Annotated in this window: 13 protein-coding genes and 2 tRNA genes; 9 read left to right on the top strand and 6 right to left on the bottom strand. The window is 67.3% G+C overall.

Annotation, left to right across the window (positions count from 1 at the left end; genetic code table 11):
* Window positions 1-9: 9 nt before the first annotated feature.
* The 6 genes from gyrA to ACOGI4_RS02830 all read left to right on the top strand — a co-directional run bounded on the left by gyrA (window position 10) and on the right by ACOGI4_RS02830 (window position 5,116).
* The gene (gene gyrA / locus ACOGI4_RS02805) at window positions 10-2,544 is read left to right on the top strand and encodes a DNA gyrase subunit A (protein WP_419842425.1); all 2,535 of its coding nucleotides are present in this window, start codon (window positions 10-12) and stop codon (window positions 2,542-2,544) included.
* A gap of 9 nt (window positions 2,545-2,553) precedes the next feature.
* Entirely contained in the window at window positions 2,554-3,021 is a 468-nt protein-coding gene (locus ACOGI4_RS02810) for a pilus assembly protein TadG-related protein (protein ID WP_419842426.1), read from the top strand.
* Window positions 3,022-3,273: 252 nt separating this feature from the next.
* A complete protein-coding gene (locus ACOGI4_RS02815; RefSeq protein WP_419842427.1) occupies window positions 3,274-3,741 on the top strand; it encodes a DUF3566 domain-containing protein in 468 nt (155 codons plus the stop codon).
* A gap of 56 nt (window positions 3,742-3,797) precedes the next feature.
* Window positions 3,798-3,871, top strand: a tRNA-Ile gene (locus tag ACOGI4_RS02820).
* Between the two features lie 20 nt (window positions 3,872-3,891).
* A complete protein-coding gene (locus ACOGI4_RS02825; RefSeq protein ID WP_419842428.1) occupies window positions 3,892-4,032 on the top strand; it encodes a hypothetical protein in 141 nt (46 codons plus the stop codon).
* 97 nt (window positions 4,033-4,129) lie between these two features.
* Window positions 4,130-5,116: an NAD(P)-binding domain-containing protein gene (locus tag ACOGI4_RS02830; RefSeq protein WP_419842429.1), complete on the top strand. Its 987-nt coding sequence runs from the start codon at window positions 4,130-4,132 to the stop codon at window positions 5,114-5,116.
* Window positions 5,117-5,163: 47 nt separating this feature from the next.
* Here the strand turns inward: ACOGI4_RS02830 and ACOGI4_RS02835 are convergent, their stop codons facing one another.
* Window positions 5,164-5,901, bottom strand: coding sequence for a maleylpyruvate isomerase family mycothiol-dependent enzyme (locus ACOGI4_RS02835; protein ID WP_419842430.1), 738 nt, complete (start codon window positions 5,899-5,901; stop codon window positions 5,164-5,166).
* On the opposite strand from ACOGI4_RS02835, the gene lgt reads away from it, so the two are divergent.
* Complete coding sequence (gene lgt / locus ACOGI4_RS02840) at window positions 5,900-6,817, top strand: prolipoprotein diacylglyceryl transferase (protein ID WP_419842431.1); 918 nt, start codon at window positions 5,900-5,902, stop codon at window positions 6,815-6,817. The genes ACOGI4_RS02835 and lgt overlap by 2 nt on opposite strands.
* A 10-nt stretch (window positions 6,818-6,827) precedes the next feature.
* On the opposite strand, the gene ACOGI4_RS02845 is transcribed toward lgt, so the two are convergent.
* A complete protein-coding gene (locus ACOGI4_RS02845) occupies window positions 6,828-7,727 on the bottom strand; it encodes a TIGR03564 family F420-dependent LLM class oxidoreductase (RefSeq protein WP_419842432.1) in 900 nt (299 codons plus the stop codon).
* A gap of 116 nt (window positions 7,728-7,843) precedes the next feature.
* Entirely contained in the window at window positions 7,844-8,746 is a 903-nt protein-coding gene (locus ACOGI4_RS02850) for an LLM class flavin-dependent oxidoreductase (protein WP_419842433.1), read from the bottom strand.
* Between the two features lie 86 nt (window positions 8,747-8,832).
* Here ACOGI4_RS02850 and ACOGI4_RS02855 point away from each other — a divergent pair.
* A tRNA-Ala gene (locus tag ACOGI4_RS02855) sits at window positions 8,833-8,906 on the top strand.
* 30 nt (window positions 8,907-8,936) lie between these two features.
* Here ACOGI4_RS02855 and ACOGI4_RS02860 read toward each other — a convergent pair.
* Both ACOGI4_RS02860 and ACOGI4_RS02865 read right to left on the bottom strand, forming a co-directional pair.
* Entirely contained in the window at window positions 8,937-9,692 is a 756-nt protein-coding gene (locus tag ACOGI4_RS02860) for an SDR family NAD(P)-dependent oxidoreductase (protein ID WP_419843078.1), read from the bottom strand.
* 11 nt (window positions 9,693-9,703) lie between these two features.
* Complete coding sequence (locus tag ACOGI4_RS02865) at window positions 9,704-10,744, bottom strand: TIGR03617 family F420-dependent LLM class oxidoreductase (RefSeq protein WP_419842434.1); 1,041 nt, start codon at window positions 10,742-10,744, stop codon at window positions 9,704-9,706.
* A gap of 139 nt (window positions 10,745-10,883) precedes the next feature.
* Here ACOGI4_RS02865 and ACOGI4_RS02870 point away from each other — a divergent pair, with 139 nt between their 5' ends.
* Complete coding sequence (locus ACOGI4_RS02870) at window positions 10,884-12,515, top strand: class I adenylate-forming enzyme family protein (RefSeq protein WP_419842435.1); 1,632 nt, start codon at window positions 10,884-10,886, stop codon at window positions 12,513-12,515.
* A gap of 8 nt (window positions 12,516-12,523) precedes the next feature.
* Here ACOGI4_RS02870 and ACOGI4_RS02875 read toward each other — a convergent pair whose 3' ends face one another.
* A complete protein-coding gene (locus tag ACOGI4_RS02875; RefSeq protein ID WP_419842436.1) occupies window positions 12,524-13,858 on the bottom strand; it encodes an acyl-CoA dehydrogenase family protein in 1,335 nt (444 codons plus the stop codon).
* Window positions 13,859-13,945 lie beyond the last annotated feature (87 nt).

Here is a 13,945-nt window from a genome sequence, read left to right on the forward strand (position 1 = left end):
CGATAGCCGATGAGCGAAGAGATCAGCCACATCGGTACCGGCGCGGTCGATAGCGACGCTTCGGGGGTAGTGGACGTCGAGATTCAGACCGAAATGGAACAGTCTTTCCTAGACTATGCCATGTCGGTCATCACTGCACGTGCGCTGCCGGACGCGCGTGACGGATTGAAACCGGTGCATCGTAGGATCCTCTGGTCGATGTTCGATTCCGGCCTGCGGCCGGACCGTCCGCACAAGAAATGCGCGACCGTGGTCGGCGACGTGATAGCGAACTATCACCCGCACGGCGACAGTTCGATCTATGACGCGTTGGTCCGCATGGGCCAGTCATTCAGCTTGGCGAACACGCTGATCGACCCGCACGGCAACTTCGGATCACCGTCCGATCCGCCGGCTGCCTACCGCTACACCGAGTGTCGTTTGACGGACTTGGCCATGACGATGGCCGCCGGCATCGACGAGCAGACGGTGGACTTCGCAGCCAACTTCGACGGCTCTCGCACGGAGCCAGTGGTCATGCCGTCGCGATTCCCGAACCTGCTCGTCAACGGCAGCCAGGGCATTGCGGTGGGCATGGCGACCAACATCCCGACGCACAACCTCGGCGAGGTCATCGACGCCACGATCCATCTCATCTCCCATCCCGATGCGTCGATCGAAGACCTGATGGGCTTCGTGCAGGGGCCGGACTTCCCGACCGGCGGCCAGATGCTCGGACGGTCCGGCGCGCGAGCAGCGCTGGCCACCGGTCGTGGATCGGTGCGCGTACGGGCGCGCGCCGAGATCGTCGAGCGCGGCAAGCGGTCCAGCATTGTGGTGACCGAGATTCCCTATCAGACCTCGATCGAGAACATCGAGCAGAAGATCGCAGACGCGGTCAACCGCAAGGTCATCGACGGCATCACCGAGCTGCGCAATGAATCAGCCAAAGGCGTGACGCGCTTCGTGATCGAACTGCGCCCGTCGGCGCAAGCGAGCGTGGTGCTCAACAACTTGTGGAAGCACACTCCGCTGCAGTCCAGCTTCGCCGTCAACATGGTGGCGCTGGTTGACGGCGTGCCGCGGACGCTCAGCCTGAGGGACGCGTTGGCTGCCTATGTCGGCCATCAGATTGATGTGGTCACTCGACGCAGCGAGCATCGGCTGGCCGTGGCGCGTGCGCGGGCCCACATCGTGGAGGGTCTGTTGCGAGCGCTGGGGCGCATCGACGACATCATCGCCTTGATCCGTGCGAGCGAAGATCGCGCCGCCGCGCTGGTTCGACTGCGCGCGACGCCGATGTCGTTCAGCGCCGAACAGGCGAATCACATCTTGGACATGCAGCTAGGACGCCTGACACGGCTGGGCAGGACGCGGCTTGAAGGGGAGCTGGCCGAGCTGACCGAAGCGATCGGCGAGCTGGAAGCCATCCTCGGCGACGACGCACGGTTGCGACAGGTCATCATCGACGAGCTGACCGCGTTGCGCGCTGAACACCACAGGCCGCGCCGCACCGAGATCGTCGCAGATCCGGGCGAGATCGACGCGGAAGATCTCATCGACGACGAACCCTTGGTGGTGACGCTCACGCGCGAGGGCTACGTGAAAGCCATGTCGCCGGACATCTTCCGCACGCAAGGCCGTGGAGGCCGTGGCGTGCGAGGCGCGCTGCTCAAAGAAGACGACGTGGTCGTCCGGGTCGTCTTGACGACCGCACACGCTTGGCTGCTGTGCTTCACCAATCTCGGCCGGGTGCTCCGGTTGAAGGCGTACCAGCTCCCGCTGCTGAACCGCGGCACCCAGGGCACGGCGCTGGTGAACCTGTTGCAGCTCACCGACGGCGAGCGCGTCGAGGCGGTGGTGGAGGCACGGGAGTTCCGCTCGGACCGGTTCTTGTTGTTCGTGACGCGTCAAGGGTTTGCCAAGAAGACTCCGCTGAGTTCGTATGAGAACATCCGCTCCAACGGCTTGATTGCGTTGAACCTGCGCGACGGGGACGAGCTGGTGCGCGTGCTTGAGACCTCCGGTGACGACGATGTGCTGCTGGTCTCCCGCGCAGGTCGGGCCATCCGGTTCCGTGAGAGCCAAGTGCGTCCGATGGGCCGCAATGCGACCGGCGTGTGGGCCATGCGACCGTTCGACGGCGACACGATTGCGGCCGCTGATGTGCTGCGGACCGACGCGCAACGCGACGTGCTGGTGGTGACGAGCAACGGTGCCGCCAAGCGCACCGCTGCCCAGGAGTTTGCAGCCAAGGGGCGCGGCGGCCGTGGCGTGATTGCCATCCGGCTGCCCACGGCCGATACGCATGTCGTGGGTGCTCGCTTGGTGGACGACGGTGACGAAGTGCTGCTGGTCTCCTCCAGCGGTGTGCTCATCCGAACACCGGTCTCGGAGATTTCCCGACAGGGGCGCAGCGCATCGGGCGTCCGTGCCATGGCGCTGGCCGCCGGCGAGGAGGTCGTGGCGATCGCGCCGGTAGAGCTGGCCGATATGGTGCCCGTCAGCGACAGCGAACCGTCATCTCACGAAACTCCTGCGCAGGATGCAGCGCTGTCACCTTAGTCTCGCCAGATGCTGCCGACGGCGTCGCGGACATCCCAGCACAGCCGGCACGACCAACACGGCCAGCGCAGGCAGTGCCCACGAGACCGGCACTGCCTGCGCCGGCAGCAGGGGCAAGCTGCGCTGCCGGTCGCGCTGCTGGCCTTGGCTCTGCTCGTCAGCGTTGGCTTGGTGGCCCGTTGGGGGCAGGCTGCGCTGGCAAGCTCACGGGCCCAAGCCGCTGCCGATGCAGCCGCGCTGGCGACGTTGATCACCGCAGACCGTATCGAGCCGGCGCGCGTCGAACTGCACGACGATGCGGTCGCAACGGCGGCGGCCAGGGCCGGGGGAGGGGAGCTGGCGGCATTCGAGCTTCGTCTCGGTGGCGGCCGCATCCATGTGGATGTTGCCGTGGACGTCGACGGCCAGCGCGCGACGGCTGCAGCGTCGGTCGCGGCGCCATCTCACGACGTGGAGATCGGCATTCCTGCCGGTTGACTCCTGCGTCGTTCCTGTTGCCCTTGACCGGGCGCTCCTACACTTCTGAGCGTGGCCGACGTGACATCGGGCGAGGGTCCGGCCGGTAGTGGTCGGACTTCGGCCGGGGATCGGTTGGTTGGGAGATCGGCGGTCGGGAATTCACCGTCAGCCGCGGGAACGGGTCCCACGCGCACCGATGAGCTGTTCGCCGAAGCGCTCGGCATCACGCCCGCCGGACGCGAACGGTCGCGTCGTCGCGCGTCGTCAGCGGTGCCTGACGCATCCACTCCGCCGCAGATTCCGCCGCGTCCTCACGTTCCGCCGCCAACCGCGCCCGCCCGCTCGTCGTGGCTGAGCCGTCGCCGGGCTCGCGTGCGGCGGACGCATCGCATCCTGCGTCACATCGATCCTTGGTCGGTGTTCAAGGTCTCGGTGCTGCTGTACGCCTGCTCTTACGTGGCCGTGCTCGGCGCGGGTGTGCTGCTGTGGAATGCGGCCCAGCGGTCTGGCCTCGTCGACAACGTGGAGTCATTCATCAGCGAAGTCGGCTCCTATGAGTCCTGGTCGATTGACGGCATGGTGATCTTTCGACGCGCCCGGATCATCGGTCTCGTCGTGGCGACGGTCGGCGTGGCCGTCAACGTGGTGTTGACCATCATGTTCAACTTGATCAGCGACCTCACCGGCGGGATTCGGCTGACCGTGCTCGCCGACGATCACCGTCCGCCGGCTCGCTGAGCTGAACGTCTCTCCGTGGCGACCCCGACGCGCGGCGGTAGTGTGTGTGCCGCCGCGGGGCTATAGCTCAGTCGGTGAGAGCGCACCCCTGATAAGGGTGAGGTCGTTGGTTCGATTCCAGCTAGCCCCACACACCAGCTCAGCACGGCCATGGTGACCTTGCTCCGGCGGGCGCTGCTCGCCATTGTCGTCGGCGGACTGGTCACCATGATCCTGCGTCTGCGATCGCCGCAGGACCTGCCCCGCAACCAAGGAAGCTGGCGCGAGCTCGCCGGGCCCGACTTGCGGTGATCGCCCGAGCCCGTGGGCCTCACATCAGGCCCCTCACATCAGGCACAGCGCAGCTGTGAGCCCAGTCCGATGAGCCCGGTCCTGTGAGCATCTTGCGGTGAGCACGGTCGCCGTCATCGGAGCGGGAGCGACCGGGCAGCGCATCGCTCGGCAGCTGGCTTGCGCGCCTGGAGTTGACCGCATCGTGCTGGGCTCGCGTCACACGGCTCGCTTGAGCGGTCTTGCCGCACAGCTGCTCGCGGTGGACGTCGAGGTCGTGGCACCTGGCGCGCTGCCGGAGGCGGAGGTCGTCGTGCTCAGCCTGCCCTGCGGTGGCCACGCCGCGCTGGCGGCCCAGGCGCTCGAACGCCGGTCGCATGTGGTGTCGCTGTCGGGTGCCGTGGCAGACGTCGAGCAGCTGCTCGACCTGCACAAGCGGGCCGTCAACGCCGGTCGTGCGGTGATGGTCGGCGCGGGCTTCTCGCCGGGGTACAGCTGCTTGTTGGCTCGTCACGGCGCCGCTCGTTTCGACGTGGTCACCGAAGTACACATCGCGCGGGTCGGCACCGGCGGCCCAGCGTGCCAGCGGGAGCTGCACCGCGCCCGGACCGGCACCTTCGTCGACTGGCGGGACGGCCAATGGCGCCGGCGCCGCGGAGGATCAGGGCGGGAACTGGTCTGGTTCCCGGACCCGCTCGGCGCTCATGACTGCTACCGGGCAGCTCTCGCAGACGCACTGCTGCTGGTGCCTGCATTCGATGAGGTCGAACGGGTGACGGCTCGTGTGGCGGGCACTCGACGCGACCGGCTCACGGCGATGTTGCCGATGCTGCGGCCGCCGCATCTCGACGGCGGGCCTGGTGGTGTCCGTGTGGAGCTGCGCGGACTGCGGGACGGCCGCCAGTGCACCGATGTGCTCGGCGTGATCGACCATCCCAGCGCTGCCGCAGCTGCGGTTGCGGCGACCGCTGCGGCTTGGGCGCTGGCCGACCAAGTGCCCTCGGGCGCGTGGGGCCTGGGCATGCTCGACGATCCCGTGCCGTGGCTCGCCGAGCTGGCCGACCGCGGCGTGCGCGCCGCAGCATACGAGGGCGCTCACCTGTAGCAGCGAGGCTGTGCCCTGCGTCTGCGAGGGCGCGGACTCGGCCGGCGTCAAATCCTGATGTCGCGCTGCCAGTCGTCGAGCAGGCTGTGGTCGCCAAAGACGTCGAGCTGCTCTGCGCTGCCTCGGCCCCAGACGTACAGCAGCAAGTCCTGAGCGGAACCACGCGCGGCCGCGTCGCACTTGCGGTGAGCGTGTTCGACCTGGATGCCGCTCGGCGTGCGGGTGATCACCCATTCGCCGTCTGCGTCGGTGGCGTGGAGGTGGATCGTCTGTCCGTTGCCCGCGAAGACGTTCGGCTGTCGAACCGGCAAGAAGAACTCGAAGACTTCGTCGATGCCGTCGACGGCTGCATCAGGGTGGATCGGCGCAGGCGTGTCGCCGAAGGCAGCTTGGGCATCCCAACGGTGAATCATGGCCTCATTGGCCATGCGGCGCTGCCAGAACCCGACGGTCTGCTGGTGTGGATGAAAGCTCCAAGACGGCTCGCTCGGCTGACGGCCGCGCAACGCCGCGGTGATGCGCGCGAGGGCATCGGCGTGCCACTGCGACAGCGGGCAGTCGGGCTGAGCGATGGAATCGCGGTCCACCGCCCGATCGACAGCAAGGCTCGAAGCGACGAAGGTCCACACCCCTGCGCAGTGTCCGATCAAACCCTCGAGCGTCCAGCCCGGGCATCGCGGGACCGGACGCAGCCATCGGGCGGGCATCGCTTCGGCACGGACAGCAACGTCTTGGAGCAGTACACCGTCGGCTTCCAGTCGCTGGGCGTACTCTGGCTGCGTCATGGCTGCACACTCCTTCCCCTTGCCGGCCGATCCAGCGCTCGCAGAACCCCTGCTCGCAGGCGCGCTCGCCTCGATCCCGAGTCCTTCGCGTAGCTCCGTGTCGCTCGGCCCGCTCGAGCTTCGAGCCTATGGCATCGCCATCGGAGCGTCCGTGCTGGTTGCGCTGTGGATCACCACCCGCCGCTGGCGATGGGCAATTGCTGCACACGATGCCGGCTACCAGGCTGATGCCCGTGACCTCGTCGGGTCGGTCGCGGTCTGGGCGGTGCCCGCGGGCCTGATCGGCGCCCGGCTGTACCACGTCATCACGGACTTCGGTCGCTACCAGGACAGTCTCGCTGACACGCTGAAGATCTGGCAGGGCGGCTTGGGCATCTGGGGCGGCATCTCGACCGGCGTGGTGGTCGCGGCATGGCGGCTGCGCCGCGGCGGGCACAGCACGGCGACGATGCTGGACGCACTCGCGCCTGCGATACCCGTGGCTCAGGCGATCGGTCGGCTGGGCAACTGGTTCAACCAGGAGCTGTACGGCCGGCCGACAGACCTGCCGTGGGCGTTGGAGATCGATCCTGCACATCGTGTGAGCGGCTACGGCCTCGAAGACACCTTCCACCCCACGTTCGCCTATGAGGCACTGTGGAATCTCTGCTTGGCAGCAGCGCTCGTCTGGGTGGTCCCCAGAGTGCTCCCGCGTCTGCGCCCTGGCTACCTGTTCGCCGTATACGTGCTGGGCTACACCGTCGGCAGATTTTGGATCGAGCTGCTGCGCATCGACGACGCCAACGAGTGGTGGGGCGTGCGGATCAACGTCTGGGTCAGCGCCGTAGTCGGGTTGGCTGCGCTGGCCGGCGTGCTTGTGGGCTTGCGTCGCATCCCCGCCGACGACGCTGAGGCTGCCGCCGTTCGACCCGACTGACCCCGTTCGCTCAACGGCTGAGCAGGCCGATGAGCGTCTCGCGGGTTGCAGCCTGCTCGTCGAGAGTTCCGAAGGCTGAACCCGCGAACGATGTCACGCCGCAGTCGGCCAGCGCTTCGATGCGATCGCTGACTTGGGCTGCGGCGCCGACGATGGCGATGTCCTCGGGTCCGCTCAGGCCCTCGCGGTCGAGCATTGCCCGATAGCTGGGCAGCGTGCCGTACACCACCAAGTCCTTGGCGGCGCGCTCGCGCGCTGTGTCGGGGTCATCGGTGACGCACACCGGGAAGCCCGCCACGATCTGGGGACCAGGCCTGCCGGCGGCTGCTGCGGCTTCGTTGACGGTCGGCACCGTGTGATCTCGCAGCGTCGCCGGACCCGTCATCCAGGTGATGGTGCCGTCGGCGAGGCGACCGGTCAAGCGCAGCATCTGGCTGCCCAGCGCGGCCACTAGCACCGTCGGCGCATCGGCCGGCGGAGGAGTGATCTCGCCGCGGCCGACGACCGTTTCGCCGCTGTGGGATACTCGCCGTTCGGCCAGCAGCTGGGTCAAGATCGTGAGGTAGTCGCGCATGTGCGCAATGGGCCGGTCGAAGGAATAGCCCCACATGCCTTCGACCACCGGCTTGTGAGACGGCCCGATCCCCAGATCCAACCGCCCGCCGATCACCGACTGGACAGTGAGCGCTTGCTGGGCCAGCATCATCGGATGTCGTGGGTATGTGGGCACCACCGCGGTGCCGAGGCGGATGCCGGGCACCTCGCGACCCGCCACAGCGATGGTGGTCAGGGCGTCGTGTCCGAATATCTGCGGCGTCCAGTACCGTCTGAAGCCCTGCTGCGAAGCGGTGCGGATGCTCGCTTCGAAGCGTTCCGGTGTCGTCTCGAAGCCGAACAGTTCGATGTGCATGCACGCGATCGTAACGGTGCTCTCGTCCGGTCTCAGTGGAACGCAGTGGGTGCGTCGCGACGGTCTCCACCCGTGCGAACCCGAAGCGGCGTGCGCCGGCGGTGGAACGCGACTGCTCAGGCGAAAGCGTCGAACACCTCCTCGAGCGCTTTGAGCTGACCGCCGCTCGTGCTCGAGGGCACGAGAATCGGCGTCTTGCATCCGGCGTCGAACCACGCCTGCACCCCGTCGCGGACCTCGCCGGCTGAGCCGTACAGCGTGGCGTTCGAGAGCCAGTCATCGGTCATCGCCCGGTTGAGCGCCTCAGCGTCGCCGTCGGCGATGGCCTGCTCGGCGGCGTTCATCTCCTCGATCCAGCCGGCTTGTCTCCAGTAGTTGCGGTAGTTCTCCAGCGCGACGTACCCGGCGAGCGTCTTGCGGTTGCGAACAGCACCCGCTGCACGGTCCTCGTCGATGACGGTCGGAATCATGTTCCCCACGAAGAACTCGTCGCTGTGGGCCGCTTGGCCGAGGTGGGACACCGAGTTGGCGAAGTCGTTGCGACTGGCGTTGGCCCACACGGCCCCTGAACCGATCTCAGCGGCCAGCTCGGTCATGCGCTGGCGCAGCGCGGCCAGCACGATCGGCGGGAGTTCGCCGTGCTGACGGGCCGCCGATTCCATGGACGCGACGTAGTCAGCGATGTCCGACAGCGGCTTGCCTGGCGAGATGCCGAGGCGTCGGTGTACCGGTCCGTGCGTCACGCCGATGCCCAGCCAGAAGCGACCGCCGGACAGTTCGTGGATGAACGCCGCTGTCGAGGCCAAATCGACGGGGTTGCGGAAGTAGATCGGCTGTACCGCCGTCCCGAAGGGGATCTCGTTGGTGACATGTGCGATGGACTGGCACAGTGCGACCGGATCGCCCATGGACGGGCAGTAGATGCCGCTGAAGCCTCGCCGCTCGATCTCAGCGGCGATGTCCAGCGTGTGCTCGCGGCGGCCGCGCACAGCGGCCAGTGAAATGGCAGGCATGTTCATACTGGTCTCCTAGCAGACAGCTTTCCTAGCAGACAGCCGGGCTCGGCAGCTTGCGTGCGGGTACCATCACTGCCGGCCGATTCGTCGGGGCTGTAGCTCAGATGGCAAGAGCACCTGCTTTGCAAGCAGGGGGTCACGGGTTCGAGTCCCGTCAGCTCCACAGGCCAGCCCCCAAACAGGCCGGCCCCGCCTAGGCCATCGTGAGGCCGCCGCTGACCGACAGTGTCTGGCCGGTGATGTAGGCGGCCTCCTCGCTGCACAAGAAGACCACCGCAGCGGCGACTTCCTGAGGCTGCCCGATGCGCTTCATCGGCACGGCGCGGGCCATCGCAGCGATGATCTTGTCGCTCGCATCACTCCCCGAAGCGATGTCGGCCAGCAGCGGAGTGTCTGTGGGGCCGGGACACACGACGTTTGCGGTGATGCCATGTCGCGCCACTTCACGGGCGACGGTCTTGGTGAAAGCGATGACGCCGCCCTTGGCGCCCGCGTAGACGGCCTCGCCCGAGGACCCGACCCGACCCGCATCGGAGCCGACATTCACGATCCGCCCGTAGCCCGCTTCGATCATCGCCGGCAAGCATCCGTGTGTAGTCCGCAGCGGTCCCTTGTAGTTGATCTCGATGACGCGGTCCCACAGGTCTTCGTCGGTCATGACGAAAGGCTGCAACACGTCCCAGCCGGCACAGTTGACGAGGACTTCGACCGGGCCGAGTTCGTCCCTCACCGTCATCAGACCTCTGGAGACCGAATCCGCGTCCGCGACGTCCATGTCGACCCCAAGCGAGCCGGCACCCTCCGCGCTGATTGCCGCCGCGGTCTCCGCAGCCTCGGGCAGGCGCAGATCCGCGACGGCCACGCGGCGCCCCGCGCGGGCCAGCCCGAGACAGATCTCGCGGCCGATGCCCCCGGCGCCACCGGTGACGAGCGCAACGCGGCCGGCAATCTGCGTGCCGTTCACGGCGTCTTCCGGGAGCGGATGGCCTGCGCCACTTCGCCCCACTTGTGGACGGTCTCGGGATCGGAGCGCAGCTGCTCCTCGGCGAGGTACATCACCACCCGAGCGGCCGTGCCCCCGTAGCGGTCCGCCAATCGGTCCGCCATCTCGTCCCACGGGCCGATGACGGCGAAGTGCGCGAGCATGTCGTCGGTGATCGTGCCGGCCATCGCGGCGATATCGCCCGTGCTCATGTGCTTGCGCAGCACTTCGGTCACTCCCTCGTAGCCCAGATCGGTGAACTGGAACGAGTAGTTCGGCGTGGTGCCGTAGAACGCGATCTGTATCTTGGCTCGGCGGATGAGCGGGGCCAACTCCTCGGGCGTATCGCCGGGAGCGGCGAACACCGGCACGATCAGGTCGATGTCAGCGGTGTCACGGCCGGCGCGTTCGGCCCCGCGAGCCACCTCGGGCAGCAGCCGCTCGTTGATGTAGTGCATGGTGTGCATCGGGTGGACGTGGACGCCGTCGGCAACTTCGCCGGCCACGCCGTTCATGATCGGCCCGACCGAGGAGATGTCGACTTTGACGTCGCCGTAGTCGTGGCGGCGCGGCGTCCACTGTGGCGGCAGCAGGCTCAGCTCGAAGAACTCGCCGCTGTGGCTGAGCCGCTCTTCGCCGCGGAAGGCTCGCAGGCATGCCTTGACTGCACCCACGTAGTCGCGCATGCGCGCCGCGGGCCGCTCGAACTCGGCGGCATAGCGCCGCACGATGTGCCCTTTCACCTGGCTGCCGAGTCCGAGCCGGAAGCGGCCCTGCGTCTCACCGGCGAGTTCCCAGGCAATCTGTGCAGACACCATCGGGCTGCGGGGGAAGGCGACCGCGATGCCGGTGGTGAAGGTGAGGCTGGGTGCTGCCATGGCAGCCGCAGCGAGCTGCATCCACGGCACCTGCCCGGTCTCGGTGTACAGCATTCCTGAGAAGCCGACGCGCTCTGCAGTGCGTGCCAGCTCAGCCGCGTCGCTCCACGTTGATGAACCGGTCATCAGATCCAATTCCATGATGCGTCTCCTGTGCGTGTGCGGGCGGCGCGGACCCGTCGAAACTAGCCCTGACCGCTGGTCTGCGCGTGCCGTCGTACGGCGGCGCTGTAGGACGGCGTCGGCTGAGCGAGGCCGGCTGAGGCTCTACGATGCGCCGATGGCCGCGCCTGCGACGTACGACTGGCTGCTGCTCGGCGATGCCGTGGATCGGGCGTCGCAGCGGTGGGGCGACCGACCCGCGGTGATCTTCGGCGATCGCCGCTGGAGCTACGCCGAGTTCGCCCGCCAGGTGGACGCCGTCGCCAAGGGACTGATGGCCTTGGGCGTGCAGCGTGGCGACCACGTGGCGGTGTGGATGACCAATCTGCCCGAGTGGCTGTGGCTGCAGTACGGCGTCGCCAAGGCGGGCGGCTGCATCGTCCCGCTCAACACCCGTTACCGAACCGACGACATCGCCTTCACCGTGGCGCAGTCGCAGAGCCGGTTCATGATCTCGTTAGACCGGTCGGGGCCGATCGACTACCGCCAGATGCTCTGCGAGGCGTACCCGGCGATCGCCGCTGCCGGCTACCTGGAGCTGGAGCGATTGGTGTTCACCGGTGCTGCGCGCAACGACGCGTTGTCCGGCGCGATGACTTGGGATGCGTTCCTTGACGCCGGAACGAGCGTCGGCGACCGAGAGCTGGCCGAGCGTGCGGCCAGTTTGTCGGTGGACGACCGCATGATGCTGGCCTACACCTCGGGCACCACTGGGCATCCCAAGGGCGTGGTACACACCCACCGTCCGCTGCGCAACAGCCGCGAGCGAGCCATGCTGCTCGGCCACACGGCCAACGACGTCCACATGAGCTATCTGCCGCTGTTTCACCTGTTCGGCTTCGGGGAGGTGTCGATCCAGGCCGTGCTGACCGGCGGCTGCCAAGTGCTGTTCGACACCTTCGACCCCGCAGCGGTGCTGGCGAGCGTGGAATCGCTCGGCGGCACCGTGCTGCACGGTTTCGACTCCCACTGGGGCGACCTCCTGCGTGCCCACCATGAGCGTCCCCGCGATATGTCCAGCCTGCGGATCGGCACGCTCGCGGCCGGCATGGAGTCGTCCACTCCCACCGCTTGTCGGGCTCAGGAGGTGTTCTGCCCGACGATCTCTGGTTGGGGCATGAGCGAGTCCTGGGCCTTCGTGAGCTGCAGCCACCCGACCGATTCGGTGGAGCAGCGCACCGAAGCCTCCGGCTACCCGATGGACGGCATCGAGTTCCAGATCAGAGACCTCGACACCGGCAAGATCTGCCCCCGAGACGTCCCCGGCGCACTGTTCGTTCGCGGCTACACGGTGATGGACGCCTACTGGTGCCGCCCGGATGCCACGGCGGAAGTGCTCGGCGCCGACGGCTGGCTCGACACCGGCGACATCGCCCGACTACGACCGGACGGCCACTTGGTGTTCATCGGTCGCCACAAGGACATGCTCAAGGTCGGCGGCGAGAATGTCTCACCCGCTGAGGTCGAGGGCTACTTGCTGGCTCTCGACGGCATCGAGCAGGTAGCCGTGGTGGGCCGGCCCGATCCCCGTCTCGCGGAAGTCCCCGTCGCATTCGTGCAGCTCGCGCCCGGCGCCGCGTCGGACCTCACCGAGGAATCGCTCATCGAGCACTGCCGCGGCCGCATCGCCGGCTTCAAGATCCCCCGTCAAGTGATCTTCGTCGACGAAATGCCGGTCACTCCGTCGGGCAAGATCCGCAAAGTAGAGCTGCGGGTCCGCGCCCAGCAGCTGCCGGCCCAGAGTTCCTAGCCGGCGAGCTACGGACCGGCGAACGCCAGAACGTCGCGACGGGGACCGTCGAGCGCGTGGTCGGCGGCGAGCCCAGCTGCCCGCTCCGATTCGCGGGTACGGACTTCAGCGCGTGCCACGACATGGTGATGGACTTCGTCGGGTCCGTCGGCCAGCCGCAGCGTTCGTTGCGCGTGCCACATGTCTGCCAGCGGGAACCACTGCGAGACGCCGGCCGCGCCGTGCATCTGAATGGCCTCGTTGATGATGTCGCAGCACTTCTCCGGCACCATGGCCTTGACGGCGCTCACCCAGACGCGAGCCTCGGCGTTGCCCAGCGTGTCCATGGCCTTCGCAGCGCGCAGCACCATCAGCCGCATCGCTTCCACCTCGATGCGGGACCGCGAGACGATCTCCATGTTCTTGCCGAGGTTGATGAGCTTCTTGCCGAACCCTTCTCGGCTCACGCCGCGGTCGACCATCATCTCGATGGCCTTCTCGGCGCTGCCGATGGAGCGCATGCAGTGGTGAATGCGGCCAGGCCCGAGCCGCAGCTGGCTGATCTCGAAACCGCGTCCCTCTCCGAGCAGGATGTTGTCCTTGGGCACGCGGACGTCGTTGAACGCGATGTGCATGTGCCCGTGAGGCGCGTCGTCGCCTCCGAAGACGTGCATCGGGCCCAAGATCTCGACGCCGGGAGCATCGATCGGCACGAGGATCTGCGACTGCTGCTTGTAGGTGTCCGCGTCGGGGTTGGTGCGGACCATGGTGATCATAATCTTGCAGCGAGGGTCGCCTGCCCCGGAGATGTAGAACTTCTCGCCGTTGATCAGCCACTCGTCGCCGTCGAGCACGGCGTTGGTCTGCACTTGCTTGGCGTCCGAGCTCATCACCGCGGGTTCGGTCATGGCATACGCGGAGCGGATCTTGCCCTCGAGCAGCGGTTCGAGCCACTGCTGCTTCTGCTCGGGTGTGCCGACTCGTTCGAGCACCTCCATGTTGCCGGTGTCGGGCGCGGAGCAGTTCAGGCACTCTGAGGCCAGCCGGTTCTTGCCGAGTTCGTTCGCGATGTACGCGTAGTCGAGGTTGCTGAGGCCCTCGCCGGTCTCAGCGTCGGGCAGGAAGAAGTTCCACAAGCCCTGCTCACGCGCCCTCGCCTTGGCGCCGTCCAACAGTTCGAGTTGGCCCGGCGCCCAGCTCCAGCGCTCGGCGCGCTGGTCTCCCAGCCGGTGGAACTCTTCGGTGATGGGGTCGACTTCGTCCCGGATGAACGCCTTGACCGCTTCGTACAGCGGTTCGACCTCGGCGGACATCCGAAGATCGAAATCGTCCATGCTCGCGGACTTCAACGCTCCGCCAACCATGGCTGCTCCCCTCGTTCGCTTGTCGGGCGCGGTGTGCTGCCGACGCGGTGAACCCTAGCGAGATCGCTCGCGGCTATCCCCGACTCG

Source organism: Candidatus Poriferisodalis sp., assembly GCF_965205175.1.
In the GTDB taxonomy this organism is placed as follows: domain Bacteria; phylum Actinomycetota; class Acidimicrobiia; order Acidimicrobiales; family Poriferisodalaceae; genus Poriferisodalis.

Excerpts from the sequence above, each read along its gene's own strand:
- gyrA (WP_419842425.1), top strand. The coding sequence starts at position 10 with ATGAGCGAAGAGATCAGCCACATCGGTACCGGCGCGGTCGATAGCGAC.
- ACOGI4_RS02810 (WP_419842426.1), top strand. The coding sequence starts at position 2,554 with ATGCTGCCGACGGCGTCGCGGACATCCCAGCACAGCCGGCACGACCAA.
- ACOGI4_RS02825 (WP_419842428.1), top strand. The coding sequence starts at position 3,892 with ATGGTGACCTTGCTCCGGCGGGCGCTGCTCGCCATTGTCGTCGGCGGA.
- lgt (WP_419842431.1), top strand. The coding sequence starts at position 5,900 with ATGGCTGCACACTCCTTCCCCTTGCCGGCCGATCCAGCGCTCGCAGAA.
- ACOGI4_RS02835 (WP_419842430.1), bottom strand. The coding sequence starts at position 5,901 with ATGACGCAGCCAGAGTACGCCCAGCGACTGGAAGCCGACGGTGTACTG.
- ACOGI4_RS02845 (WP_419842432.1), bottom strand. The coding sequence starts at position 7,727 with ATGCACATCGAACTGTTCGGCTTCGAGACGACACCGGAACGCTTCGAA.
- ACOGI4_RS02850 (WP_419842433.1), bottom strand. The coding sequence starts at position 8,746 with ATGAACATGCCTGCCATTTCACTGGCCGCTGTGCGCGGCCGCCGCGAG.
- ACOGI4_RS02865 (WP_419842434.1), bottom strand. The coding sequence starts at position 10,744 with ATGGAATTGGATCTGATGACCGGTTCATCAACGTGGAGCGACGCGGCT.
- ACOGI4_RS02870 (WP_419842435.1), top strand. The coding sequence starts at position 10,884 with ATGGCCGCGCCTGCGACGTACGACTGGCTGCTGCTCGGCGATGCCGTG.
- ACOGI4_RS02875 (WP_419842436.1), bottom strand. The coding sequence starts at position 13,858 with ATGGTTGGCGGAGCGTTGAAGTCCGCGAGCATGGACGATTTCGATCTT.